Origin of the sequence: Streptomyces paromomycinus, assembly GCF_003865155.1 — a bacterium.
Taxonomy (GTDB): domain Bacteria; phylum Actinomycetota; class Actinomycetes; order Streptomycetales; family Streptomycetaceae; genus Streptomyces; species Streptomyces chrestomyceticus.
Map to the genome: position 1 here is coordinate 787261 of NZ_BHZD01000001.1, position 23968 is coordinate 811228.

The 23968-nt window shown below is 72.8% G+C and carries 22 protein-coding genes and 1 pseudogene; 13 read left to right on the forward strand and 10 right to left on the reverse strand.

Features of this window, described 5'->3' with window-relative positions; translation table 11 throughout:
* Positions 1-19 precede the first annotated feature (19 nt).
* From OEIGOIKO_RS03030 to OEIGOIKO_RS03040, 3 genes are all read right to left on the reverse strand, one after another.
* On the reverse strand, positions 20-1705 hold the full coding sequence (locus OEIGOIKO_RS03030) for a glycoside hydrolase family 13 protein (protein WP_125051584.1): 1686 nt from the start codon (positions 1703-1705) through the stop codon (positions 20-22).
* Between the two features lie 54 nt (positions 1706-1759).
* Positions 1760-2101: a hypothetical protein gene (locus tag OEIGOIKO_RS03035; RefSeq protein ID WP_125051586.1), complete on the reverse strand. Its 342-nt coding sequence runs from the start codon at positions 2099-2101 to the stop codon at positions 1760-1762.
* 226 nt (positions 2102-2327) lie between these two features.
* Positions 2328-3116 carry a phosphoribosyltransferase gene (locus OEIGOIKO_RS03040; protein WP_371858874.1) on the reverse strand — a complete coding sequence of 263 codons (789 nt, stop codon included), beginning with the start codon at positions 3114-3116 and terminating at the stop codon, positions 2328-2330.
* Positions 3117-3427: 311 nt separating this feature from the next.
* On the opposite strand from OEIGOIKO_RS03040, the gene OEIGOIKO_RS03045 reads away from it, so the two are divergent.
* The 5 genes from OEIGOIKO_RS03045 to OEIGOIKO_RS03065 all read left to right on the forward strand — a co-directional run bounded on the left by OEIGOIKO_RS03045 (position 3428) and on the right by OEIGOIKO_RS03065 (position 7724).
* Positions 3428-4369, forward strand: coding sequence for a GNAT family N-acetyltransferase (locus tag OEIGOIKO_RS03045; protein WP_125058408.1), 942 nt, complete (start codon positions 3428-3430; stop codon positions 4367-4369).
* A gap of 153 nt (positions 4370-4522) precedes the next feature.
* The gene (locus OEIGOIKO_RS03050) at positions 4523-5122 is read left to right on the forward strand and encodes a hypothetical protein (RefSeq protein ID WP_125051588.1); all 600 of its coding nucleotides are present in this window, start codon (positions 4523-4525) and stop codon (positions 5120-5122) included.
* A 128-nt stretch (positions 5123-5250) separates the two neighbouring features.
* Positions 5251-5946 (forward strand): class I SAM-dependent methyltransferase, encoded by a 696-nt coding sequence (locus OEIGOIKO_RS03055; protein ID WP_125051590.1) that lies wholly within the window; start codon positions 5251-5253, stop codon positions 5944-5946.
* Positions 5947-5994: 48 nt separating this feature from the next.
* Positions 5995-6987: a GlxA family transcriptional regulator gene (locus tag OEIGOIKO_RS03060; RefSeq protein ID WP_125051592.1), complete on the forward strand. Its 993-nt coding sequence runs from the start codon at positions 5995-5997 to the stop codon at positions 6985-6987.
* A 113-nt stretch (positions 6988-7100) separates the two neighbouring features.
* The gene (locus OEIGOIKO_RS03065) at positions 7101-7724 is read left to right on the forward strand and encodes a cysteine hydrolase family protein (RefSeq protein WP_125051594.1); all 624 of its coding nucleotides are present in this window, start codon (positions 7101-7103) and stop codon (positions 7722-7724) included.
* 122 nt (positions 7725-7846) lie between these two features.
* Here the strand turns inward: OEIGOIKO_RS03065 and OEIGOIKO_RS03070 are convergent, their stop codons facing one another.
* Entirely contained in the window at positions 7847-8419 is a 573-nt protein-coding gene (locus OEIGOIKO_RS03070) for a class I SAM-dependent methyltransferase (RefSeq protein WP_125051596.1), read from the reverse strand.
* A 6-nt stretch (positions 8420-8425) separates the two neighbouring features.
* Between OEIGOIKO_RS03070 and OEIGOIKO_RS03075 the strand changes: the two genes are divergently transcribed.
* Positions 8426-9238: an AraC family transcriptional regulator gene (locus OEIGOIKO_RS03075; RefSeq protein WP_170252007.1), complete on the forward strand. Its 813-nt coding sequence runs from the start codon at positions 8426-8428 to the stop codon at positions 9236-9238.
* A 120-nt stretch (positions 9239-9358) separates the two neighbouring features.
* Here OEIGOIKO_RS03075 and OEIGOIKO_RS03080 read toward each other — a convergent pair whose 3' ends face one another.
* Complete coding sequence (locus OEIGOIKO_RS03080) at positions 9359-11995, reverse strand: SpoIIE family protein phosphatase (protein ID WP_125051598.1); 2637 nt, start codon at positions 11993-11995, stop codon at positions 9359-9361.
* Between the two features lie 152 nt (positions 11996-12147).
* Positions 12148-13074, reverse strand: a complete 927-nt coding sequence (locus tag OEIGOIKO_RS03085; protein WP_125051600.1) for an ANTAR domain-containing protein — start codon at positions 13072-13074, stop codon at positions 12148-12150.
* Positions 13075-13210: 136 nt separating this feature from the next.
* On the opposite strand from OEIGOIKO_RS03085, the gene OEIGOIKO_RS03090 reads away from it, so the two are divergent.
* Complete coding sequence (locus OEIGOIKO_RS03090) at positions 13211-13585, forward strand: helix-turn-helix transcriptional regulator (protein WP_125051602.1); 375 nt, start codon at positions 13211-13213, stop codon at positions 13583-13585.
* Between the two features lie 60 nt (positions 13586-13645).
* On the opposite strand, the gene OEIGOIKO_RS03095 is transcribed toward OEIGOIKO_RS03090, so the two are convergent.
* The gene (locus OEIGOIKO_RS03095) at positions 13646-14245 is read right to left on the reverse strand and encodes a TetR/AcrR family transcriptional regulator (RefSeq protein ID WP_125051604.1); all 600 of its coding nucleotides are present in this window, start codon (positions 14243-14245) and stop codon (positions 13646-13648) included.
* A gap of 83 nt (positions 14246-14328) precedes the next feature.
* Positions 14329-15290, reverse strand: a pseudogene (locus OEIGOIKO_RS03100) (quinone oxidoreductase family protein).
* 331 nt (positions 15291-15621) lie between these two features.
* On the opposite strand from OEIGOIKO_RS03100, the gene abc-f reads away from it, so the two are divergent.
* The 6 genes from abc-f (at position 15622) to OEIGOIKO_RS03130 (ending at position 21598) form a co-directional block, all read left to right on the forward strand.
* Positions 15622-17256: a ribosomal protection-like ABC-F family protein gene (gene abc-f / locus OEIGOIKO_RS03105; protein WP_125051606.1), complete on the forward strand. Its 1635-nt coding sequence runs from the start codon at positions 15622-15624 to the stop codon at positions 17254-17256.
* Between the two features lie 90 nt (positions 17257-17346).
* Positions 17347-19080, forward strand: a complete 1734-nt coding sequence (locus tag OEIGOIKO_RS03110; protein WP_125051608.1) for an ABC-F family ATP-binding cassette domain-containing protein — start codon at positions 17347-17349, stop codon at positions 19078-19080.
* A 124-nt stretch (positions 19081-19204) separates the two neighbouring features.
* Entirely contained in the window at positions 19205-19768 is a 564-nt protein-coding gene (locus tag OEIGOIKO_RS03115) for a CGNR zinc finger domain-containing protein (RefSeq protein ID WP_125051610.1), read from the forward strand.
* Between the two features lie 43 nt (positions 19769-19811).
* Positions 19812-20021 (forward strand): hypothetical protein, encoded by a 210-nt coding sequence (locus OEIGOIKO_RS03120; RefSeq protein WP_125051613.1) that lies wholly within the window; start codon positions 19812-19814, stop codon positions 20019-20021.
* 210 nt (positions 20022-20231) lie between these two features.
* Positions 20232-20423, forward strand: coding sequence for a hypothetical protein (locus OEIGOIKO_RS03125; RefSeq protein ID WP_125051615.1), 192 nt, complete (start codon positions 20232-20234; stop codon positions 20421-20423).
* A gap of 158 nt (positions 20424-20581) precedes the next feature.
* Entirely contained in the window at positions 20582-21598 is a 1017-nt protein-coding gene (locus OEIGOIKO_RS03130; protein ID WP_125051617.1) for an alpha/beta hydrolase family protein, read from the forward strand.
* Positions 21599-22376: 778 nt separating this feature from the next.
* On the opposite strand, the gene OEIGOIKO_RS03140 is transcribed toward OEIGOIKO_RS03130, so the two are convergent.
* Together OEIGOIKO_RS03140 and OEIGOIKO_RS03145 are read right to left on the reverse strand one after the other, a co-directional pair.
* The gene (locus tag OEIGOIKO_RS03140) at positions 22377-23174 is read right to left on the reverse strand and encodes a MerR family transcriptional regulator (protein WP_125051619.1); all 798 of its coding nucleotides are present in this window, start codon (positions 23172-23174) and stop codon (positions 22377-22379) included.
* 33 nt (positions 23175-23207) lie between these two features.
* Complete coding sequence (locus OEIGOIKO_RS03145) at positions 23208-23846, reverse strand: 2'-5' RNA ligase family protein (RefSeq protein WP_125051621.1); 639 nt, start codon at positions 23844-23846, stop codon at positions 23208-23210.
* Positions 23847-23968: the final 122 nt, after the last annotated feature.

The window sequence follows — 23968 nt, forward strand, 5'->3', positions numbered from 1 at the left end:
GTGCGCCCGTCCGCTCGGTTCAGTCCGTCGCCACCCGCACCCAGGCCGTCGTCCACGGCGGCAGCAAGTCACCCGGGACGGGCGCGGAGGACAGCAGCAGGGTGCCGTCGGGCAGCGGCTGCGGCGTGCCGGACAGGTTCGTCAGGCAGTGCCAGCCGCCCGAGCGGCGGAAGTGCAGCAGCCCTTCGGCGACCACAGCCGGGGCGCCGACCCATTCCAGGGTCTCGTCGGCGAGCAGTTCGCGGCGCAGGCGCAGTGCGGCGCGGTACAGCTCCAGGGGCGTGGCGGGGTCGCCTTCCTGCGCCTCGACGGACAGTTCGCCCCAGTACGGCGGCTGCGGCAGCCAGGACCCGCCGCTGCCGAAGCCGTACGAGCTGCCGTCGCGCCGCCAGGGCAGCGGCACCCGGCAGCCGTCCCGGCCCTTCGACCGGCCCTGGCTGCGGGTCCACACCGGGTCCTGAAGGTCGGCGCGGTCGAGGTCGGCGACCTCGGGCAGGCCGAGTTCTTCGCCCTGGTAGAGGTAGGCCGAGCCGGGCAGCGCCAGCATCAGCAGAGTGGCGGCGAGCGCCCGGCGCAGCCCGTACGCGCGGTCGAGGGCGGACGCCAGGCCGTCGGAGAGCAGCCACGCCTCCTCGTCGCAGCCGTCCGGCAGGCCGTGCCGGGAGGCGTGCCGGATCACGTCGTGGTTGGAGAGCACCCAGGTCGCGGTGGCTCCGGCCGCGCGGGCGTCGGTGAGCGCGGTGTCGATGGCGGCGCGCAACTCGTCGGCGTGCAGCGACGCCGTCAGGAAGTCGAAGTTGAAGGCCTGGCCGAGTTCTTGCGGAGTGGCGTAGGCGGAGCGGCGGGAGTTGCGTACCCAGGCCTCGGCGACCGCGATGCGCGGCGGGTCGTACTCGTCGAAGACCGTGCGCCAGTCGCGGAAGATCTCGTGCACCTCGTCCCGGTCCCAGAAGGGGTGGCTGCCGTCCTCGGGCAGGTCGTCCGGTTCGTACGCCTCGACACCGCCGATGTCGCGCAGCGGCGCGGCAAGATCCTTGGCCAGGCCGTGGGCCACGTCGACGCGGAAGCCGTCCACCCCGCGGTCGGCCCAGAAGCGCAGCGTCGTACGGAACTCGGCGCGCACCTCGGGGTGGTCCCAGTTGAAGTCGGGCTGCTGCGGCGCGAAGAGGTGGAGGTACCACCAGCCGTCGGGCAGCCGGGTCCAGGCGGGCCCGCCGAAGCAGGAGATCCAGTCGGTGGGCGGCAGTTCACCGTGCTCGCCCTTGCCCTGGCGGAAGACGTACCGTTCCCGCGCGGCGGAACCGGGGGCGGAGCGGAGCGCCTCCTGGAACCAGGCGTGCTGGTCCGAGGAGTGGTTGGGCACGATGTCGACCATGACCTTCAGGCCCAGCCGGTGTGCCTCGCCGGCCATCGTGTCGAAGTCGGCGAGGGTGCCCAGGCGCGGGTCGACGTCGCGGTAGTCGGCGACGTCGTAGCCGCCGTCGGCGAGCGGGGAGGGGTAGAAGGGGCTGAGCCAGACGGCGTCCACCCCCAGCCCGGCGAGGTGGCCGAGCCGGGAGGTCACGCCGGGCAGGTCGCCGACGCCGTCACCGTCGGAGTCGGCGAAGCTGCGCGGGTAGACCTGGTAGACGACGGCCTGCCGCCACCAGTCACCGGTGTCGCGGCGGTCGTTTCCGGTACCCGCGGCGGAGTGCTGTGCGCTCACGTGGCTGCCTTTCGGTTCGTGGTACGGAAGGAAGGAGCCCCCGCAGACACGCACTCACCTGGTGGTACGGCGGCCCCCGGTGCCGGCGGCTGCCGGAAGTCGCGTACTCGGACAGCGGTGGAGGAGTTCGGGGCCTTCCTCGTCGAGCCCATGGAGCAGGCCCACCGGGCGCCGGCCGACGCGTCGCAGCAGGTGCCGCATGGGGTGGTTGGAGACGTGGGTCGAGGTGAACAGCTTGTCGGTGGTGCATGCGGTCTCGACGGCCGTGAGGAGGCATGGTCCCACGCCGCGTTCGCGCGTGACGCGATGTCGGTGATGGACCAGTTGCTGGCCGGCGCAGGTGACGGCATCGAGCGTGGCCGGCGTGATCCAGTCCGACGGGGTGGAGCGGGACACCTGTGACTCACTGCGGGAACTGCGTCGCGATCAGGCGTTCGACCAAGGGGGTGGTGATGGCGGGACGGAAGTCGTCGGACGGCCCGGTCGCCACGCGCGGCTCCTGCTGTCGGTCCGCTCGGGCGGCAGGCGGTCCGGGTCGTCTCGCTCCGCCGGGGCCCGCCGCGTCGACCGGTTTTCCGGGCTCCTCGTACGTACCGTCCGGGTACGTACCGCAGCGCTCCTGTCAGGCCGCGGAGGACGCGGCGCGCAGCACAGCGATCACCTCGTCGTCACCGACCTGGTCGAAGTCGTCGTACCACTCGCCGACCGCACGGAAGTGGTCCGGCTGGTGCAGGACGAGCACGCGGTCGGCCTCCCCCGACAGCTCCATGACGGCGTTACGGGAACCGACCGGCGCGGCGAGCGCCACATGCGCGGGCTGCCGTCGGCGCAGGTACCGCAGGGCCGCGAGGGCGGTCAGGCCGGTCGCCAGGCCGTCGTCGACGAGGAGTACGGCCCGCCCGGTGATGCGGGGCTCGGGGCGGCCCTCGCGGTAGAGGTCCTCCCGCCGGTGCAGCTCGGCGCGTTCGCGGGCGACGGAGGGCGCGAGCCCGTCCTCGGCCAGGCCCAGGAACCGCAGGGCCCGCTGGTCGAAGACGGGCTGTTCCTCGCCGACGAGGGCGCCGATGCCGGTCTCGGGTGAACCGGGTACGCCGATCTTGCGGGCCACCAGCACGTCGAGCGGCGCCCGGAACTCCTGGGCGACCTCGGCGGCCACGGGCACACCGCCGCGCGGCAGGGCCAGGACGAGCGGGTCGGCGGCGCCGTACGGCCATGGCGCGGTGTCGGGTACGTCGGACATGCCGGACGGGCCGTAGGCGGCTGACGGGCCGGCCGGGCCGGCCGGGTCTGACGGACCGGTCTCGGTATCGGTCGGGCCGGCCGGGTCCGGCGGGCCGGTCTCGGTGCCGGTCGGGGCGCGCAGCCACTGGGCGAGAGCCCGGCCTGCGTGCCGGCGGTCGGTGAAGCGCATGCATGCTCCTCGTCCTCGGGCGTCGAGGGTGCTCTGGTGCGTACCGCGGCGACCGGGACAAGCCGCCTCTGCCTGCCGACAGCGTGATCAAAAGCGCTTGCGGGCAGGGCTTCGGCCGGATAGACAGTACCGCTGGACCTCGCCGTGCAGGGTGCGGGGACACGACACCGAAAGGAGGGACATGTCCATGATCCGCAAGATCGTCGCGCTTGCGTCCTTCCGGGGTACGGACCGCGTCTGACCCCGGAGCGGACGGGCGCCTTCAGCCTTCACCGGAGCGTGTCTCGACCGTGCCTGCGAACGACCTGACCATGCGCCCGATCACCGGGCGCGCCGAACTCGACCTCTTCTGCCGCCTGCCGTACGTCCTCAACGACGAATTGGCGGACGACCTCGCCGCCGGCCGCCGACGCCCGGAATGGATGTGGGTCGCTCTGCGCGGTGACCGCCTGCTGGCCAGAGTGGCCTGGTGGGGCCGGTCGGCCGGCGACACACCGCAGCTCCTGGACATCGTCGACGTCGAAGACGGTTCCGCGGAACGCGACGACCTCGTGGACATCGGCGTGCGGCTGCTGCGGACCGCGATGGCCGCCACCCTCCCGGGCGGGCCACGTCCCGCTGCCGGTGGCCCCGTCGGATACAGCCGTTTCGTCCCGCCGCACTGGCGTGGGCATCCGGCGACCAGGCAGGCCGTCGAAGACCGCATGGCCGTACTGGAACGGACCGGCGCCCGGCTCTTCGTCGAAAGGCTGCGCCTGGAGTGGCGCCCGGAATCGCCGCTCCCCGAGCCCGGGAAGCGCCTCGGTTTCCGGCCGGTCCACGACGGCGAGGAGCTCGTGGCCCTGATGACGTCGGTCCTGGACGGGACGCTGGACGCCCACAGCCGTGCCGACCTGGCCCGGATGTCCGTGCGCGAGGCGGCCGTCGAGCATTACGAGGACGAGCTGGCGCGCTACACGAGTCCCAGGGACTGGTGGCGCGTCGCGACCCTGCCCGCGGGTGAGCCGGTGGGCTTCGTCGTCCCGGCCCGCAATGCCTACAACCCGGTCATCGCCTATATCGCGGTCCTGCCCGCGCACCGCGGCAACGGCTACATCGACGACATCCTCGCCGAGGGCACCCGCGTACTCGCCGAGCAGCACGTCCCCCGTATCCGGGCGTCCACCGACCTCGGCAACGTCCCGATGGCGAACGCCTTCCGGCGCGCCGGTTACCGCAACTTCGAGCGTGAGATCAAGATGACGTGGAGCTGAGCCGCTCCGGTACCGGGCGGGGGGCAACGCGGACGTCGTCGCCCCCGCCCCGACCCGTCCCCGTCCGACCCCCAGTCCGCCCTTGGGGTACGACGGGGTACAACCAGGGTTGTCCCGGATGACGTTGCGGTCCGGCATCACGACCCTTGGGGCATGACGACAACAGCACAGCGCTCGCTTCTCTACGGTCCTCTCCTGTTCGGCGCCTACGGAGTGATCCGGCTCCTCGACGGGCTCGACGGCGTCAAGGGGCCGGGGCTCGCCTGGACGGCAGGGCACCTGTGCTTTCTCGTCGGTCTCGTCTTCTTCGCCCAGGGATTCGCCGCCATGCGGAAGGCGGCGGGAAGCGATCTGTGGTCCTCGGCGGGGTTCTGGACCGGCGGCGCCGGAGTCGTCGCCCTCGCGGTCCAGTTCAGCGTCGACATCACGACGGGCCTGATGGCGGACAGCCATACGGAGATGGCCGAGCTGACGGGCGACTTCCAGTCCGTACCGGGCGTCACATTCGCCTTCTACCTCGTCGGCCCGCTGCTGTTCTCCGTGGGCCAGTTGCTGCTCACCGGCCGGCTGGCCGCCCTGCGTGCCCTCGCACCCTGGGCGCCGGTCCTCGTCCTCGCCACCTCCCTGCTCACCTCCGCCTTCAAGGATCTGATCCCGCTCGGCGCCGTACTGCTCCTGCTCTCCTACGCCCCGCTGTGGCGGACCGGTGCCTCCCGGGCCGCGGCCGTGCCCTCCTTGCGCGCACGAGCCTGAGGCGGCGGCCCCACCGGTCCGGGACACCGGTGCGGCATGACCACCGCTCCTGCCCGTGTCCGGCGGCGGTCGGCGGCCAGCAGCGACGATCGGCGCGGTCGACAGGCCCGGTCTGATGAACTGACGGCATGACGTCGCTGCTGCCCCGCCTCCTCCCAGCACTCGACCGGTTCAACGCCGCGCATCCCTGGGATCACAACGCCCACTTCCACCCGTGGATCCTGCGGCAGCTCCCCCGGCGCTTCGGCAGCGCCCTGGACGTCGGATCCGGCAGCGGTGACCTGGTCAGGCTGCTGGCCACCCGTGCCGTCACGGTGCACGGCGTCGACGCCGACCCGGCGATCGTCGCCCTGGCACGGGAGCTGACGCCGGCCGCGAACACGACCGGCGTGACCTTCACGGTCGCCGACGCGCCCTCCGGGATCCCGGGCGGCTCCTACGACGTCATCACCTGCGTCGCCGTCCTCCACCACCTGCCGCTCGCCGACGCGCTCGCCGCCTTCCGCGACCACCTGGCTCCCGGCGGCACCCTGGTCGTCGTCGGTCTGGCCCGTCAGCAGACGCCCGTGGACCACCTGCTCGCCGCCGTGTCCGCCCCGCTCAACGCCGCCACCGGATGGCTGAAGAACCGCGGCCGTACGTCGCCCGCTCCCCGGCCGCTCGCGATGACCGCCGTGACCCGCCCCGCGGACACCGGATTCCCCACCCTCGTCCGCGAGGCCCGCCGCATCCTGCCCGGTGCCCGCCTGCGCCGTCGGCTGTTCTGGCGGTACACGCTCGTCTGGCGGCAGCGCCCGCACGGTGACGGCGATGTCCGGATGTGACAGGTAATCGTCATTGCGGTCACCGACGGCAGCGGTGAGGATCGCTTCATGCCCACTGCACACCGTGTCGTCATCGCGGTCTTCCCCGATGTCGACCTCCTCGACGTCACCGGCCCGGCCGAGGTCTTCGCGCTGGCCAACCGGGAGACCGGCGGCCGCGCCGGCTACCGGGTGCGCCTCGCCGGGCCGGCCGCGGGCGCGGTCCGTACGTCGGCGGGTGTGCGGCTGTTCGCCGACGTGGCCTTCGCGGATGTGGGGGAACAGGTGGACACGCTGCTCGTACCGGGCGCGGTCGACATGACCGACGACGGCCCGGTGGCCCGTACCGATCCCGCTGTGGTGGCGTGGGTGCGGGAGACGGCCCCGTACGCACGGCGGGTCGCGTCGGTGTGTGTGGGCGCGCATCTGCTGGCCGCGGCCGGGCTGCTGGGCGGGAAGACGGCGACCACCCACTGGTCGACCTCCGCCCAGCTCGCCGCCGACCATCCGGACGTCACGGTCGACCCGGACCCGATCTTCGTCCGCTCCGACTGCGGCCGGCTGTGGACCGGGGCCGGGATCAGCGCCTGCCTGGACCTCGCGCTGGCCCTGGTGGCCGAGGACCTGGGCGAGCAGACGGCCCTGGCGGTCGCCCGGCACCTCGTGATGTACCTCAAACGGCAGGGCGGCCAGAGCCAGTTCTCCGTACCGCTCAGCCGCCCCGCCGCCGAGCGCCGGGACATCGACGAGCTACGGCTGTGGATCTCCGACCACCTCGACGAGGATCTGTCCGCACCGGCCCTGGCCGCCCGGATGTGCCTCAGCGAACGGCACTTCGCCCGCGTCTTCAAACAGGAGACCGGCAGCAGCCCCGCCGCCTATGTCGAGGCGGCCCGTGTCGAACTGGCCCGGCGTCTGCTGGAGACCACCGACTGCCCGCTCGACCAGGTCGCCGCCGCTGCCGGGCTCGGCTCGGCGGAGACCTTGCACCGGGCGTTCAGACGGCAGCTCGCCACCACTCCGGCGGCTTACCGACGCCGCTTCCGTACCCGGGCCGGCTGACCCGCCGCACCAGCGTCACGCCCATCCGTTTTCCTCCCCTGGCACAGCGAGGCGGTAGCCCCTGCCCCGCCGTGCCCTTTTCCCGCCTGCCCTTCCCTGACGAAAGGTTCCCGATGAACGCCGACTCCCCCGCCACACCCCTGCGCGACGTGATCGGGCTGGACGGCCGGCCGCCACGGCTGAGCGATTCCGTCCTGCTCATGATCGACTTCCAGAACACCTACCGCACCGGCGTCATGGCCCTGGCGGGCGCCGACGAGGCCCTCGGGGCGGCCGCCCGCCTGCTGGAGCGTGCCCGTGCCGCGGGCACCCCGGTCGTCCACATCGTCAACGACGGCGGCGAGGGCACTCCGTACGACATCCGCGCCCACATCGGCGCCATCAGCGACCAGGTCGCCCCCGTCACGGGAGAACCGGTCGTCGTCAAGCAGTTCCCGAACGCCTTCCACGCCACCGAGCTGGAGAAGACCCTGTCCGGCCTGGGCTTCGGGCCGGGCAGCGGCAAGGATCTGGTGCTGGCCGGCTTCATGACGCACATGTGCGTCGCCTTCACCGCACAGGGCGCCTTCAACCTGGGGTACCGGCCCACCGTCGTCGCCGACACCACCGCCACCCGTGCCCTCGCCGCGCCGGACGGCTCCGTACTGTCCGCCGCCGCCCTCCAAACCGCGGCCCTGACCACGGTCACCGACCTGTTCGGGCTCGTCGTTCCCAGCGCGGACGGCCTGCCTGTCTGACTTTCGGTACCGCCTGGCCGTACGGTCCCCACCCCCGTTCGCCGATCGGGGACCGTACGACCGTGCTCCCCCGCTCCCCGGGCCTCCTTCTCCCGGACCGCCGTACGCGTGCCCGAAGTGGCTCACTCCCGTACGGCGCGGAATCGGAATCTCCCCTTCCCCAGGGTCACTTCGGCCGGGCCGAACCCGGCGGCACGCAACCGCCGCGGCAGGGTCTCCGGCGGGACGGGCACATAGGTGTCGCCCAGGTGCAGCAGACGGAACGCCGTACTCGCGCGGCCGTCACAGCCGGCGAAGACGCCCCCGGGGCGCAGCACCCGCCGGGCCTCGGCGAAGAGCCGGTCCTGCTGTTCCGGGGACGGCACATGGTGCAGCATGGTGAAGCACACGACGGTGTCGAATCCGCCGTCGGGGAACGGCATCGACGTCCCGTCGCCGTGCACGACTTCGACCCGTCCCCCGTAGACGTCCTGAAGTTTCCCGGCGAACTCCGCGTCGACTTCGAGGACACTGAGGCGACCCGGTGCGCGGCGCGCGAGGACGCGCGTCGTGGCACCGTAACCGGGACCGATCTCCAGGGTCCCGGTGCCGAGTTCGACTCCGTCGAGGGCCCAGGGCAGCAGTTTCTGCTCGACCCCCCGGGCCCACCTGCCGGAACTGCAGATCCACTGGTGCAAGCGATTCATGGAGGCCATGTGGCGATGCTAGGAAGCGCGGAGGACGTCCACCACGAGGTAGGGGGACACGTCCTGTCGCGATACGGACACCTCGTCCCGGGGAACGGGACGCCGGAAGCGGCGGTGGTGGTCGGCACTTTCGTGGTGGCCGACGGCCAGTGGTACGGGCGGCACTGGCACACGACGCACCAACTGGCCTGGGCGGAGAAGGGAGTCATCGCCGTACGCGCCCGGGGCAGCACCTGGGTCCTGCCGCCGACGATGGCCTTGTGGATCCCGGCCGGCGTCGAGCACGCGACGGGGGCGACCGGCCCGGTCGAGGGCCACAGCCTGTACTACGTGCCGGACCGGTGCCCGGTGCGCTGGACGGCCCCGACCGTCGTCGGCGTCTCGCCCCTGCTGCGCGAGTTGATCGGGTACCTGGCGGACGACAGCTTGTCGGCATGCGCCCGGGAACATGCGGAAGCGGTCGTTCTCGATCAGCTACGGCCGGTGTCGGTGGCGACGGTGCTGGCGCCGCTGCCCCGCGACGACCGGGCGCGCCGCGTCGCGCACGCCCTGCGCAGATGTCCGGCGGACGACCGGACCCTGGCCGAGTGGGGCGCGGAGGTCGGGGCCAGCGCGCGGACGCTGGCTCGCGCGTTCGCCGCGGAGACGGGGATGCCGTTCGGCCAGTGGCGTACCCGGACCCGGCTGCAGAGCGCGATGCCGCTGCTGGCGGGCGGTGCGACGGTGGCGGCGGTGGCGTGTCGGGTCGGTTACGCGTCACCGAGCGCGTTCGTGGCGGCGTTCCGGCGTGTGGTCGGGGTGCCGCCCGGGACCTATTTCTCGCCGTGAGGCGGGCGGTTCCGCACCGTGCGACGGGCGGCTCCCCGCCGTCGGACAGGCGGCTTCTCGCCGTGCAGCGGACGGCTCATCGGCGTGGGCCGGCGGCTTCTCGCGGACGGGCGGTGGACTTCAGGCGCACGGTACCGGGCGGAAGGCGAGCAGGGCGATGTCGTCGGCGCTGTCGGCGCTCAGCGCGATGAGGAGTTCGTCGCAGAAGACGTCGAGGGGTTCGGCCGCCAGGGCGGCGGCGTGCCGGCGGAGCCGGTCCATGGCGTGGTCGAGGGACTCGTCGCGGCGTTCGATGAGGCCGTCGGTGTAGAGCAGGACGGTCGCGTGCGCCGGGATCGGGTCGGTGGCGCCCGGGCGGGGCATGTCCGGTTCCATGCCCAGCAGCAGTCCGGAGCCCGCGTCGAGGTACCGGGTGTCGCCCTCCCGGGTCGTCAGCAGCGGCGGCAGGTGCCCGGCGGAGGAGTGGTTGAGCTGCCAGGGCCCGTCGGCGGAGCCGGTGACCAGGCCGTAGATGCAGGTGGCGGTGGCCTCCTCGGACAGGCTGTGGTTCGCGACGTCCAGGCGGCGCAGCACCTCCTCGGGCGGTTCCTGGCGGTCGATGGCGATGCCGCGCAGCATGCTGCGCAGTTGGCTCATGGCGACGGCGGCCTCCAGGTCGTGGCCGGTGACGTCGCCGATGACCACGGCGGTCCGGCCGCCGGGGACGACGAAGCTGTCGTACCAGTCGCCGCCGATCTGCGCGGTCGTGGAGGACGGCGCGTAGCGGGCGGCCATCCGCAGGTGTGCGATCTCGGGCAGTTCGGGCAGCAGGGAGCGCTGGAGGCGCTCGGCGATGTGCCGGGTCTCCTGGTAGAGGCGGGCGTGTTCCACGCCCAGGGCGAGGCTGCGGACCAGGTCGCCGATGAGGGGCAGCGACTCCTCGGTGAACGGCCGTTCCCCGTCGGTGCGGATCAGGGTGAGGGCGCCGAAGACGGCCCCGCGGGTCCGCAGCGGGGCGATGACCGCGCTGTTGGCCCCCACCCGTTCGAACAGTTCGCGGTCGTGGACATCGAGCGGGCTCTTGACCTGGCTCGGCTCCGGGCCCTCGGTGAGCAGCAGCGGTCCGGCGCCGCGCAGCACCCGGGCCAGCGGCCCCCGTGCCGCGCCGGTCACCGGTGGGAGCCGGCCCGCGTACGCCTCGGCGGGCAGCTCCGTGGAGCTGTGGTGCGCCACGCAGAACCGCTCCAGCAGTTCGCCGTCGTCGAGCAGGTCCACCACGCACCAGTCGGCCAGCCGCTGCGTGAGGATCTTGCAGACCCGCTGGAGCCCCTCGTCCAGGTTGGGGGTGCTGCTCAGCGATTCCCCGATGTCGGCCAGCAGCCGGCGTTCCCGGGCCGGCCCGTCCGGCTCGTCACTTTCCGTTTCCGTGACGCGCTCCGGATCGTCCGGCAGTTCCGGTCCGCCGGGCGGCTGCGGGGAGATGGCCTGGCTCTCCCCGGAGGTGAGGGGCGCGGGAACGGGCGGGGCGGTCCTGGGGGCGAGCTGGGCGACGTAGACGGTACGGCCGTCAGCCGTCACCTGGGTCTGGATGAACAGCCGGACGGGGACCAGCCTGCCGTCCCGGTGGAGCGCCGGAAGCGGTACCGAGCGGCCCAGGATGTGCGGCTGACCGGTGAGCAGCAGGCGGGTGAAGGCCGTCACGTGACGGTCCCTGAGGTGTTCCGGGATCAGTACGGTGAGACGTTGGCCGACCAGTTCGTCCTCCTGCCAGCCGAGCATGTCGGCGGCCGGGCCGTTCGCCACGACGATCCGGTTGTCGTCGTCGGCCGCGATGGTGGGCACCCTGCTCGCCCACACCTGACTGGCGTCCCAGGCCACCAGTTCCGAGGGGCTGGCGCTCGGCTCGCGGGGCACCATGGTCCACGCGGTGGGCGGTCCGCCGGTGAGCTGGCCGGTGATCTGGTCGAGCAGCCAGCGGCGGAAGACACGGTTCTGGGGCAGCGACGGCCAGGTGAGGAGGCGTTCGTCCCGGGCCGCCTCCTCGGCCGCGTCGAGCACCCGGCCCAGGATGCGTACCGCCCGTGCGACGCCCGCCGGGAGGGAGACGCTCAGGGAGTGGACATGGCTCACCGTCGGCCGGCCGTCCAGCGCCGCCGACACGCCCGCGCTGATCGCATGGTTCGCGTCGTGCGCGGCGGCCAGGTCGTCCGGGTCCACTCCGGTGTCCGCACCGGTGGACGCGGCCAGCGTCAGCTCCCGCAGCAGTGCGTGCCGGTGGTGCTGGGACGCCAGGTACAGCGTGCCGGGCAGATCGACGAGCGTCACCGTACGGGTAGGGCCGCAGGGCGGCGCGACGGTCGCCCAGGTGGAGGGCGGGGGTGGCCGCCCGTCGAGCCACAGTTCGAACCACACCGTCTTGCGCCCGCCCCCGGTGTCGACGCCGTACCGGGAGGCCAGATGCCCGACGACCGCCAGTCCCTGTCCCGGACCGGCGTACGGGGCGGACTCCCTCGGCACCGGCCGGCGGCACGGCCGGCTGTCGCCGACTCCGACCCGTACCACGTGGCCGAGCACCCGGGCCGACACCTCGGCCTCCGTACGCGCGTGCAGCACTACGTTGGTCATCAGCTCGCTGACCAGCAGCTCGGCGGTCTCCACCGCGTCCGGCGCGCAGTCGGCCAGAGCGGCCCGCACAAAGCGCCGGGCCTGGCCCGCACTCTCCGGCCGCGGCGGGAACCGCCGCGAGGACACCGCCCCCGGCTGACTGATGTGGTCCATGCTTGTCAGTGTGCGGTACGCGACTCTCCGCAGCGCCGCGCTGCGGAGGTATCTCGTCAACGTGCGCGCCGGAATCCGTCGACTGGGTGAGGGAGTACGGGGCCGCCCGCCGGTTTCGCCGGGCCGGGCTCCGTAGTCCCGAGGCTCCGTGGTTACTCGCCGGGCGCCGCGCGCCACGGCTCGGGCCCGGTGTTCCGTACGGCGGCCGTACCCGACTGCGCCGGGACCGCCGGAGCCGCCCTCGCCCTGGCGACCGCGGCCCCCAGCTGCCCCTGCACCGCTTCGGGCAGCGCCGCTCCCTGAACGCTGTCGACCAGCTCTTGAGCGAGAACATGCAGTTTCATGTTGGTGTTCTGGGAAGCACTGACCAGGACGGACCAGGCGGCCTCCGGGCTCAGGGTGAAGGTGGCCATCAGGATGCCGCGGGCCAGGTCGATGGCCGGGCGGGTCCGCATGGCACGGCGCAGCTGTGCGATCTCCGTGGGCAGATCCCGGGAAGCGTCCTCGTACCGGGCCGGGTCGTCGATCGCGGAGAACGCCGGACGTCCGCCGTCCGGGGCATGACGCGGGGCGCTGTCCGGAGCGCCGTTCGGGGCGTGGTGCGCGCCGTGGTCCGAGTGGGGAGCCGGGACAAAGGCCGGGCCGGGGGCCGGGTTCGGATCCGGGGCCGGGTCGGGGTCCGGCTCCGGCGGGACGAAGAGTTCGCGCGCCTCCGTCAGCTCCAGCAGCCGCTCGACCGCACGGCTGCTGGAGACGATGACGACGGACTTGCCCTGCGCGCCGGCCCGCTGCCGCAGTCGCAGCAGCATGTTGAGGCCGGAGCAGTCGCAGAACGTCACCGAGCCGAGGTGGAGGTCGACACCCCGGGACGAACGGTTCACGGCTTCGTGCAGACCACTCTCGATCGTCCCGCAGGCGTTCAGATCCAGCTCTCCGTGCACCGACACCGCCGTACGGTCGCCATTTCGCGAGGTCCCGGTCCGCGCCAGGCTCGGTGCATACGCGGCCGGCGGGCCGCCGTTCCCGTTGCCCGCAGCCGGATCGTCGGGGAGGCGCGCCCAGTGCGCAGCTTCCGGCATGACCTTCCTCTCCCGTCGTCATCGGCTCGTCCGCCGTCCATCTCAGGCTCGCCCATCGACGGACACCCGTCAACTAATACACGAAAATCGTTGCGTGTATCGAGACGCGTGAATGTTCGGTCGGTAGAGTTGGAGCATGGACGGACTGACCGAGTCGAACAACGGGGTACCCGAACCGCACAGCGGCTGGACATTTGTGACCAATCATGCCCGGGTGCTGGCCGCTATCGCCGACGATCACCATGCCCGCATCCGTGACATCGCGGCGCACTGCCGGCTGACCGAGCGCGCCGTCCAGAAGATCATCTCGGACCTGGAGCGCGACGGTTACCTCTCGCACACCCGCGAGGGCCGCAGCAACACCTACCGGATCGACCCCAGCAAGGTGCTGCGCCACCCGGCCGAAGCGGGCCTGACCGTGGCGTCCCTGCTGTCCCTGCTCGTCCAGGACGAGCAGGACCGCGACCGCACCGCGCTTCCCGACAGCCGCCGGCACCCCAGTACGGCCTGAGGGACGCCGCACCGAGGAGCGGCGGTCCGGCAGCGGTCGCGGCGAGGCCCGCGTGCGGCGCTACGCCTTCGCCGCCGACCGGCGGAGGAACTCGATCCCCTGGTCCAGGGCCGCTTCCAGGTGTTCCAGGCTCCCGGTCGTGAGGTGGATCAGCACGCCCCCCTGGATGCCGGCCAGGAGGGCACGTGCGCCACGCCCGGCGTCCAGGGCGGCGTCGATCTCGCCCTGGCTCTGCATACCGCGGATGCCGGCGGCCAGTTCGCCCTCCCACCGGGCGTACAGTTCCCGCACCACGGCCTGGGCCCCCTCCGTCGTCGGGCCGAGCTGCCCCATGACCGCGTTGAGCGGACAGTTGGGGCCCTGCTCGCGGTAGCGCTCGACGACCTTGTCGCGCCAACTCCGCCAGGCGCTCCAGGAATTCAGCGAGGCCAGTTCCGGCTGCTGATCGCTGATCACACCGGACGCCTCGTGGCGGGCCACGGCCAGCAACAGCTCGTCCTTCCCGCCGGGGAAGTAGTGGAACAGCTGGCTCTTGCTGGTCGCGGTGTGCCGCATGACGTCGTCCAGCGTCAGGGCGAAGATGCCCAGCCGGCGCATCTCGGAGGCCGCGCCCTCGACGATGCGCTGCCGGGTGGCGGCGCCCTTGCGGGTCAGCGGCATGACGGTTCTCCCTGTCGTCGAAGGCCGGAGACCGAAGTCCGGGGCCGAAGTCCGGGGCCGGAGGCCCGGCGGAGGCACGGCAGTCAGGGTACGAGCAGGAGCTTGCCCGTGGTCCGGCGGGATTCCAGGTCGGCGTGCGCCCGCGCGGCGTCCGACAGGGCGTAACGCCCCCCGATGCGCGGGGTCAGCCGTCCGCCCCGGATCAGGCCGAAGACCTCTCCCGTGCGCTGGACCAGGGCCGCACGCGTGGGCACATGGTGGTGCACCACGGGGTACGTCAGGAAGATGCTGTCGGGGAGATCGGTCGGAGCGAGGGTCGGGACGCCCATGAACGGCCCGTAGTAGGCATGGACTCCGTGCGGGCGCAGCGCCCGTTGCGAGGAGCGGAACGTCGCGCTGCCGCCCCCGTCGTACACCACATGCGCGCCCACGCCTTCCGTCAACTCTCTGACCTGGCCTTCGAAGCCCTCCCCGCAGGGAACCAGGACATGGTCCGCGCCGGCTTCCCGCGCCGCCGCCTTCTTCTCCTCCCGGGACACCAGCCCGATCACCGGCCGCCGCGCGCTTTGATCATCTGGGTCAGCAGCAGTCCGACGCCGCCCGCCGCGGCGTGCACGACGGCGGTGTCCCCCGGCCCGACGGGGTAGGTCTCGGTGGTGAGGTGATTGGCCGTCAGGCCCTGCATCATGACCGCGGCCGCCGTCTCGTCGGACACCTCGTCGGGCACCTTGACCAGCGATTCCTGTGGAATGCAGAGCAGTTCGGCATAGCTGCCGGGGTGGTAGAACCAGGCGACGCGGTCGCCCGGGGCGAAGCCCTCGACGCCCGCTCCGAGGGCTGTCACCCGGCCCGTGCCCTCGGCTCCGAGGATCGCGGGAGCGGCCCAGCCGGGACCGCCGGCCGTCCGGGCCCCGATGTCCATGAAGTTCACTCCAGCGACGGAGAGCCGCACCAGCACCTCGCCTTTTCCAGGCACCGGGTCCGGTATCGCGGTCCAGTTCATGACCTCGGGGCCACCGTGCCGGTCCATACGGATCGCGTGCATGCGCATGTCCTTTCCCCGGCGGGCTCGTCGCACCGCCGACCGTCAACTGCGGCGCAGCGTAGGACGGCAAAAATGGACCCACAAGTCCAGTTTTTACGGCGTCGGCAGTACGCGGCAGGCATGCACGGGTGTTAGCCTGGCGAGGAACTGATCTCGGATCGAGGAGACGCAGCTGTGGCGGGCGACGACGACATCTCCGGGTGATACCCGGACCTGACGGCCGCCGGCCGGTGCGCGGAGCACCGCCGTGGTGGCTGCCTTGTCGTACCCTCCTGCCCGCTCTCCGGGCACCGGTGTCTGCCGGGCCCGTCGTGTTTTCCGAGGTATCCCCATGTCCGACGCTTTCGTCGTCTGCTCCAGCCTGTCCTTTTCCTGGCCCGACGACACCCCCGTCTTCCAGGACCTGTCCTTCACCGTGGGCACCGGCCGTACGGGTCTGGTGGCACCCAACGGTTCCGGCAAGAGCACCCTGCTCAAGCTGATCGCCGGTGAACTGCGCCCCGCCGCCGGGACCGTCACCGTCTCCGGCACCCTCGGCCACCTCCCGCAGAGCCTCCCGCTCGCCGCCGGCCTCACCGTGGCCGAGGTGCTGGGCGTCGCCGAGGTGATCCGCGCCCTGGACGCCGTGGAGTCCGGCGACGTGGACGAGAAACACTTCGCGACCATCGGCGACGACTGGGACATCGAGGAGCGCACCCGCGCGCAGCTCGACCGGCTCGGCCTCACCGAACTGACCCTGGACCGCGGCCTGAGCACCCTCAGCGGCGGTCAGATCGTCTCGCTCGGCCTGGCCGCGCAGTTGCTCAAGCGGCCCGACGTGCTGTTGCTCGACGAGCCGACGAACAACCTGGACCTCGACGCGCGGCACAAGCTCTACGACGTGCTGGAGGACTGGAACGGCTGCCTGCTCCTGGTGAGCCACGACCGGGCCCTGCTCGACCGCATGGACCGCATCGCCGAGCTGGAGCCGGGCGCCCTGCGGCTGTACGGCGGCAACTTCACCGCGTACGAGGAAGCCGTCCAGGCCGAACAGGAGGTCGCCGAGAAGAACGTCCGCAACGCCGAGCAGGAACTCAAGCGGGAGAAGCGGGAGTTGCAGCAGGCCCGCGAGCGCGCCGACCGCCGGGCGAGCAACGCCTCGCGCAACCTCAAGAACGCGGGGCTGCCCCGCATCTTCGCCGGGAACATGAAGCGCGGGGCCCAGGAGTCGGCGGGCCGGGCGGGCCAGATGCACGCCTCCCGGGTCAGCGAGGCAAAGGCCCGGCTGGACGAGGCGGGCCGTGCCGTGCGCGACGAGCAGCGCATCACGCTGGACCTGCCCGACACCAACGTGCCCGCGGGGCGCAACCTGTTCCTCGGCGAGGGCCTGCGCGTCAGCCACGGCGAGCGGCCGCTGTTCGCCGGCGGCGGGGTCGACCTGACGATCCGGGGCCCCGAGCGCATCGCGCTGACCGGCCCCAACGGCGCCGGCAAGACCACGCTGCTGCGCCTGCTGGAGGGCGGCCTCGCACCCGACGCGGGGCAGATCAAGCGGGCCGACAGCCGGATCGCGTACCTCTCGCAGCGCCTCGACGTGCTGGATCTGTCCCGGACCGTGGCCGAGAACTTCGCCGCGTTCGCGCCGCAGCGTACGGCGGCGGAACGGATGAACCTGCTCGCGCGCTTCCTCTTCCGGGGCTCCCGGGCGCACCTCCCGGTCCACGTGCTGTCCGGCGGCGAGCGGCTGCGCGCCACCCTGGCCTGTGTGCTGTGCGCCGAACCGGCCCCGCAGCTGCTGCTCCTGGACGAGCCGACGAACAACCTCGACCTGGTCAGCGCCGGGCAGCTGGAGAGCGCGCTGGCGTCCTACCAGGGCGCGTTCGTCGTGGTCAGCCATGACGAACGGTTCCTCGCCCGGATCGGGATCGACCGGTGGCTGCGGCTGGCCGGCGGCGAGCTGCGGGAGACGGCGGCCCCCGAGGTGTGAGGGAGCGGAACACGGCCCGGCCCGCGTCCGAGGTGTCCACCCGGCGGGCCGCCCACCGCTCCACCGCTCCACCGCTCCAGGAGGATCACCATGCCCCGACCCGCCCTGCTCGCCCATGATCTCGTCCGTACGCTGGGGACCCGACGGGTCCTGGACGGCGTCTCGCTCACCGTCTCCCCCGGTCGGCGCGTCGGTCTCGTCGGCGAGAACGGGATCGGCAAATCGACTTTGCTGCGCCTGCTCGCGGGCGTGGACGAACCCGACACCGGCCAGGTCACCCGCCCGGCCGACCTGGGCTTCCTGCACCAGGAGATGCCGTTCGACGGTGCCACGACGATCGCGCGGGTGCTGGCCGACGCCCTGCGGGAGGCCCGCGCCGTCCTGGCCGAACTCGACCGGCTGACCCGGCTGCTCGCCGATACCCCGGACGACCGCCCCGGCCACGCCGGACTGCTGGACGCGTACGGGAGGCAGCTCGAACACGCCCAGGAGAGCGAGGCCTGGGACGCCGACCGGCGGGCCGCGATCGTCCTGGACGGACTCGGCCTCGGCGGGTTCGGACAGGACCGGACGCTCGATTCGCTGTCCGGCGGGCAGCGCGGCCGGCTGGCGCTGGCCGCGCTCCTCGTCCGCCGGCCCGCCGCCCTCCTGCTGGACGAGCCGACCAACCACCTCGACGACGAAGCGGCCGCCTTCGTGGAGGAGCAGCTCCGCGCACTGCCCGGCGTCGTCGTGGCGGCCAGCCACGACCGGGCGTTCCTCGACGCGGTCTGCACCGACCTGATCGATCTCGACCCGGCGGTGCACGGTCCGGTTCGCTTCGGCGGCAACTACAGCGCCTACCGTGCCGAGAAACAGGCGGAACGCGAGCGCTGGGACCAGCGGTACGCCGCGGAGCAGGAGGAGTTGGAGGCGCTGCGCCGCTCGGCCGGGGTGACCGCGCGCCGCGTCGCCCCGGACCGCGGGCCCCGGGACAACGAGAAGATGGGGTACGGCCACCGGGCCGGCCGGGTGCAGCAACAGGTCTCCCGGCGGGTACGCAACGCCGCCCGCCGGCTGGACGAACTGGAACGGACCCAGGTCGGCAGACCTCCGAAACCGCTGCGCCTGCACGTCGGGGCGCTGACGGGCGCGCTGGTGGACGGTGTTCCGGCGGACAGCGGTCCGGTACACGGCACTGCGGCGGCCAGCGCTCCCGTGGACAGCCCACTCGTCGCGCTGCGTGACGTACGCGTGCCCGGTCGGCTGGACATCGCGCGCCTGGACATCCCTGCCGGGGACCGACTCCTGGTGACGGGAGACAACGGGGCCGGGAAGTCGACCCTGCTGTCCCTGCTGGCCGGGCGGCTCGATGCCGAGCGCGAGGGCGCGGTACGCAGACGGCCCGGCCTGACCGTGGGCCTGCTGGCGCAGGACACCGTGTTCGAGCGCCCGGACCGCTCGGCACGCGACACGTACACCCACGAGCTGGGGGCCGAGCGGGCGGAGGCGGTACCGCTGGGATCGTTGGGGCTGCTGGGCGTCAGGGATCTCGACAAGCCGGTGGGGCAGTTGTCGGTCGGCCAGCGCCGCAGGCTCGCGCTGGCCCTCCTGGTGGCGCACCCGCCGCACCTCCTGCTGCTCGACGAGCCGACGAACCACCTCTCCCCGCGCCTGTGCGACGAACTGGAGGACGCCCTTGACGCCGGGCCGGGCGCGATCGTCGTGGCCAGTCACGACCGGTGGCTGCGCGGGCGCTGGGCCGGCCGCCGGCTGCGACTGCGCTCCGGCGGCCCGGTGCCCTCGGACGGCGCGGAGAGCACGCAGGGCACGGGCAGCGCGTAGGCACGGACAGCACGAAGAACACGGACCGCACTGACGACATGAAAGGCAGGCTCCGGCCCGGCGCCTCCGCCCGGTGACGCGACGCGCCTTGCCGCGCCCCTCGTCACCCGTCAGCATGGTGATCGTGAACACCGACCATGTCTTCGTCTGCGGGCATCCCGCCCTCGACTTCGCCGCGACGCTCCGCGCCCGGCGCACCGTCCGCTTCGAGATGTTCGCGACGCCGGAGCGGCTGGAGGCGTGGTACGTGGAGGCCGGGCTGGTGGATTCCGTGACGCCTGTCCGGCCGTCCGAGGTGGAGCGCGCGAAGTCGGTGCGGGAGGCGGTCTACGAGCTGATCACCGCGCGTCGCCTCGGCGAGCCGTTCGGCGACCGGGCCTTGGACGTACTCAACAAGGCCGCGCGGAAACCCTCCGCGGCGCCGCAGCTGACGAGCGCCGGCCGCCGCACCGACGCCACCCCGGAGGAAGCGCTGTCCGCCGTGGCCCGCCAGGCGGTGGAGTTGCTGAGCGGGCCGGACGTGCCGCTGCTGAAGGAGTGCGGGAATCCCGAGTGCACGCGGGTCTACATCGACCGGTCGCGGGGCGCGCGGCGGCAGTGGTGCGGCATGGAGTCCTGCGGCAACAAGATCAAGGCCGCCGCTTACCGCGCGCGCAAGAGGGGCGCACCCGCCGCGGCCGCACGCTGACCGCACCGGCCGCCCGCTGTCCCACAGGTCGCGCGGTGCCCCGATGGGCAGCCAACCAGATTCACAGCACGCCCAGCTCGCACAGCTCATCGCCGCAAGGTCACGGGAACACCTGCGGGCCGCTCCGGTCCGGCCGGTGCTGGAGCAGCACGGAATCGATGTGGGAACCGTCGTCGCCGCACTGGGCGGCCGCCCGCCCTCGGCACTCACCCGCCGTTCCGGCCTGCTCAGCCTCGACCACCTCGATTCGTAGGTGCGCAGCGGGCGCGCCGCCGCTGAGCACCGCCTCCGGCGCACGGCGCACCGGCCTCACCAGGCGCCCGAGTTGTGGGACACACCTCCGCCGCCGCCCCGCCCCGCCCGACACCGCCGGATCCGTCACATCCCTCCAGCGTCACCCCCTTGACCGGTGACGCGCCGCCTGTCAGAGTCGTTCCACACCCGCCCCGCACGGAGGCCCACGATGAACACCGGCAACACGACGGACACCCCGACAGCCGCCCGGCAGGCCAAGTTCGGCAAGCTGCCCGAGCGCATCCCGTTCGAGGACATGGTCACGGAGCGGCCCTCGCCGGAGAGCCGCACGCCGAACGCGTACACCCCCGAAGGCTCCTGGAACCACTTCTCGTGCCTGGCCCTGGATCTCGGCCTGTAGGCGCCCCACCTCCGTTGACAAAGCGGAACGCTGTTCCATATCGTAACCGGAACAGCGTTCCGCTTTGGCTTGCGCCGTAGCCGGACGCCCTTGACCGCCGTTTCCCGTGCCCGCCGAACGCGGCCACCGGCAGCGGCCCTTGAAGGGACGTGTGCCTCATGAATGCATCGACTTCCCCGGCCGGCACCTTCGGCCCGCCCGCCCCCGTCCTCTCGGTCGGCCCGGTGGTGCTGACCGTGCCCGGCCGGGCCGTGGACCTCCAGCTACGGATCTCCGCGCCGGTCACCGGGAGCGACCTGCCGGTCGTCCTCCTCTCGCACGGCCAGGGCTACTCCCACCACCTCTCCTCGCTGAACGGCTACGCGCCCCTCGCCAACTTCTGGGCGGCGCACGGCTTCGCCGTCATCCAGCCCACCCACCTCAGTTCGCGGACCCTCGACCTGGACCCCGCCACCCCCGGCGCACCCCTGCACTGGCGCTCGCGGGCCGAGGACATGCGGCACGTCCTCGACCGGCTCGACGTGATCGAAGCGGCGGTCCCGCAGCTTCCGGGGCGCCTGGACCGCGAGCGGGTCGCCGTGGCCGGGCACTCGATGGGCGGACACACCGCGAGCCTGCTGCTCGGCGCCCGGCTCACCGACCCGGACGACGGGGCGGTGGTGGACCTGACCGATCCCCGGATCAAGGCGGGTGTCCTGCTCGCCGCCCCCGGCAGGGGCGGTGCCGCCCTCACCGCGTCCGTGGCCGAAGCGTTCCCGTTCCTGGCGACCACGGACTTCTCGCGGATGGCGACGCCCACGCTCGTGGTCGCCGGGGACAAGGACGACTCCGCCCACCTGACGGTCCGGGGCCCCGGCTGGCACACCGACCCGTACGTCCTCTCCCCCGGCCCCAAGTCCCTGCTCACCCTGTTCGGCGCGGAGCACGGGCTCGGCGGAATCTCCGGGTACGACGTCGCCGAGACCACCGACGAGAGCCCCGAACGGGTGTCGGCGGTGCAGCGGCTCACCTGGGCCTACCTGCGGTCGCGGCTCTACCCCGGGGACTCCGCCTGGGAGGCGGCGTGCGAGGCACTGGCGTCCGGCCCGGACGCAGTCGGACGGGTCGAGGCCAAGCAGGCGGACGGAGCACCGGCTTTCAGCGCGGTGACGACGGCCGCGGGGTCCTCGGCGTAGAAGCGGAAGGCGCGGGCCTCGGCGGTCTTGCCCAGGGCGCGTACGAAGCGCACCGGTTCGGTGAGTTCGACAAGGACCGTCGTCCGGCCGGCCACGGCCATGTCGGCGACACCGTTCTTGTCCACGACGGCCAGCTTGCCGTCGGGGAACTTCTGCTCCCGGCGGACGGAGGCCACCCGGTCGGCGGGTATCCGGATGTCCAGCAGGGCGCCGTAGCGCAGGCGCAGCGAACCGTCGGCGCCGACCACGTGCGGGCGCACCACGCACGAGGCGTGCAGGGCGATGACGAAGTAGCAGCCCCAGATGTCGAGGACGAGCGTCACGGCGTGCACCACCGGCCACGGGATCAGGAAGGCGAACCCCACGGTCTCGACGACGCAGACGAACAGGAAGCCGTACATGGTCGCCGTCTGTCCCGGCGCGTACGGGACGGGCAGGTCACCGTCGCGCACCCCGTGCGGGCCACGGCGGGTCACCCAGCGCAGGAAGCTGGTAGAGAGGAACACCTCGTGGGCGGTCAGCTTGCGCACCGGCGCCGGGACGGTGTCGGCGATCGCGGCGACGAAGGCGGCGCGGCGGCCGAGCCCGGCGCGGCGGTGGCGGCGGTGGTCGAGGGCGATCAGAGCCGCCGCCGCGGCCGCGAGCGTGATCATGGCCGGCTCCGTGGCCGACCGGACGGCCGGGGCGATGCGGACCCCGCCGGCCACGCACAGGACGAGCACCAGCTCGCCCGGCACCAGTGCCGCGCAGGACCACCGCACGGCCTTCCTCAGCGTCTTCACCCGGCACGCTCCGTGAGCAGTTCGATGGCGCGGTGCACGGCGGCGGCCTGGGCGGGGGCGAAGTCGGAGAAGAAGGCGTCGGAGAACCCGTCGCCCGCTTCCTCGGCACCGGCGGCCGGCAGACGCATCGCCCGCAGCGCCTCGTCCGGGATGCTGTCGACGATGGCCCGGGCGGTCCGCTCCACCCGTGGGTCGTCCTCGGCGGCCTCGGCCAGCTCGTCCATCCGGGCATAGACGTCGTACGCCCGCCGCATCGCCGCCGGATCGGCCCGGAAGGCGTGCATCAGACCGTTGAACCAGCCGCGGTCGCCGCCCGGCGAGCCGGTCTCCAGCAGGGCCAGGAGCTGCCGTTCCTTGGCCGCCATCGCCGGCTCCGGTCCGGGTACCTGCGCCGAGGCGCGGGCCATGTCGTCGAAGACGGCCGCGAGCTCGGGGGAGACGGGAGCCTCCGCCGGCAGCCGGCCGGTCCGCTCGGCCTGTTCGAACAGCCGGGCCAGCCGGGCGCGGCGCTGCCGGATGGCCTCCTCCTGGCGTGCCAGGTCGGCGTCCAGCTCGGTGAGGATCTCGACGAGGTCCTTGCCCGCGTCGTCCGCCAGCACGTCCTTGACCTCGTCCAGGCTCAGGCCGAGCTCGACCAGCCGCCGGATCCGGGCCAGCTCGACGGCGTCGCGCAGCGAGTACTCACGGTAGCCGTTGGGCTGCCGCGGCGGCTCGGGCAGCAGCCCAGTGCGGTGGTAGTGCCGTACGGCACGGGTGGTGACGCCGACGATGCCGGCGAGCTCTCCGATTCGCATGGCTTCAGTAGAAACGTTGTCGCTGCGACAAGGTCAAGCGACACGGTACGGCGCGCCCAGCCGGTATGCCGCCCGGTCCCGCCAGCGCCGCCCGTCCCAGACGATGAGGTGGACCTCCCGTACGGAACAGCTCAGCGGCAGCGAAGGGGCCAGCTCGGCCTGCAACGCGTCGTACGCGGCCTCCTGAGTGGCGGGGCCCTCGTGGTTCGCGACCGTCAGGTGCGGGGCGAGTCCGGCGCCGAACACCCCGCGGTAGGGCACGGCTTCCGGCCAGCGCCGGGTGAGGTCCTCGGTCAGCGCGGTCACGGGGGCGTGGGGCCACGGGTCGAGGTAGAGCACGCCGGGGTAGCGGCCGAACGAGTCGAGGGTCAGGGTGAAGGCGTCGTGCCCGGCGAAGAGGCGGGTGAGGTCGTGCCGCGTCGCGGCGTCGATGCGGCTCTCGTGCACGAACGGGTAGAGCACGGTCACATGGGCGGGGAAGCCCGCGCGGACCACCGGATCGGCTTCCGGGACCTTGATCGTGAGGGCGGTGTCGCCCGGTACGTCCCCCCAGCCGGTCGCTGCGGGCTCGCTCCCGATGAGGTCTGCCGCTGCCGCTGCCTGCGCCGGTATCGGTGACTCGGCCCGCGCCTCCGCCGCCGCCTGCCCCCGCGCTTCCGTCTCCGCGTTCATCACGCCTCATGATCCCATCAGCCCGACGCCGCCCCTCCCCCGGGCGGCTGCGGGCGTTGGCCGGAATGGTGCGCTGGATTCGCCACCGCGCCGTGGAAACCTTGGGAGACCGACGAGCGAGA

What these genes read in the sequence shown, in the direction of transcription:
- OEIGOIKO_RS03040 (WP_371858874.1), bottom strand. Translation starts at nt 3,116, where the DNA reads ATGCGCTTCACCGACCGCCGGCACGCAGGCCGGGCTCTCGCCCAGTGG.
- OEIGOIKO_RS03045 (WP_125058408.1), top strand. Translation starts at nt 3,428, where the DNA reads ATGCGCCCGATCACCGGGCGCGCCGAACTCGACCTCTTCTGCCGCCTG.
- OEIGOIKO_RS03050 (WP_125051588.1), top strand. Translation starts at nt 4,523, where the DNA reads ATGACGACAACAGCACAGCGCTCGCTTCTCTACGGTCCTCTCCTGTTC.
- OEIGOIKO_RS03055 (WP_125051590.1), top strand. Translation starts at nt 5,251, where the DNA reads ATGACGTCGCTGCTGCCCCGCCTCCTCCCAGCACTCGACCGGTTCAAC.
- OEIGOIKO_RS03060 (WP_125051592.1), top strand. Translation starts at nt 5,995, where the DNA reads ATGCCCACTGCACACCGTGTCGTCATCGCGGTCTTCCCCGATGTCGAC.
- OEIGOIKO_RS03065 (WP_125051594.1), top strand. Translation starts at nt 7,101, where the DNA reads ATGAACGCCGACTCCCCCGCCACACCCCTGCGCGACGTGATCGGGCTG.
- OEIGOIKO_RS03070 (WP_125051596.1), bottom strand. Translation starts at nt 8,419, where the DNA reads ATGGCCTCCATGAATCGCTTGCACCAGTGGATCTGCAGTTCCGGCAGG.
- OEIGOIKO_RS03075 (WP_170252007.1), top strand. Translation starts at nt 8,426, where the DNA reads ATGCTAGGAAGCGCGGAGGACGTCCACCACGAGGTAGGGGGACACGTC.
- OEIGOIKO_RS03080 (WP_125051598.1), bottom strand. Translation starts at nt 11,995, where the DNA reads ATGGACCACATCAGTCAGCCGGGGGCGGTGTCCTCGCGGCGGTTCCCG.
- OEIGOIKO_RS03085 (WP_125051600.1), bottom strand. Translation starts at nt 13,074, where the DNA reads ATGCCGGAAGCTGCGCACTGGGCGCGCCTCCCCGACGATCCGGCTGCG.
- OEIGOIKO_RS03090 (WP_125051602.1), top strand. Translation starts at nt 13,211, where the DNA reads ATGGACGGACTGACCGAGTCGAACAACGGGGTACCCGAACCGCACAGC.
- OEIGOIKO_RS03095 (WP_125051604.1), bottom strand. Translation starts at nt 14,245, where the DNA reads ATGCCGCTGACCCGCAAGGGCGCCGCCACCCGGCAGCGCATCGTCGAG.
- abc-f (WP_125051606.1), top strand. Translation starts at nt 15,622, where the DNA reads ATGTCCGACGCTTTCGTCGTCTGCTCCAGCCTGTCCTTTTCCTGGCCC.
- OEIGOIKO_RS03110 (WP_125051608.1), top strand. Translation starts at nt 17,347, where the DNA reads ATGCCCCGACCCGCCCTGCTCGCCCATGATCTCGTCCGTACGCTGGGG.
- OEIGOIKO_RS03120 (WP_125051613.1), top strand. Translation starts at nt 19,812, where the DNA reads ATGGGCAGCCAACCAGATTCACAGCACGCCCAGCTCGCACAGCTCATC.
- OEIGOIKO_RS03125 (WP_125051615.1), top strand. Translation starts at nt 20,232, where the DNA reads ATGAACACCGGCAACACGACGGACACCCCGACAGCCGCCCGGCAGGCC.
- OEIGOIKO_RS03130 (WP_125051617.1), top strand. Translation starts at nt 20,582, where the DNA reads ATGAATGCATCGACTTCCCCGGCCGGCACCTTCGGCCCGCCCGCCCCC.
- OEIGOIKO_RS03140 (WP_125051619.1), bottom strand. Translation starts at nt 23,174, where the DNA reads ATGCGAATCGGAGAGCTCGCCGGCATCGTCGGCGTCACCACCCGTGCC.
- OEIGOIKO_RS03145 (WP_125051621.1), bottom strand. Translation starts at nt 23,846, where the DNA reads ATGAACGCGGAGACGGAAGCGCGGGGGCAGGCGGCGGCGGAGGCGCGG.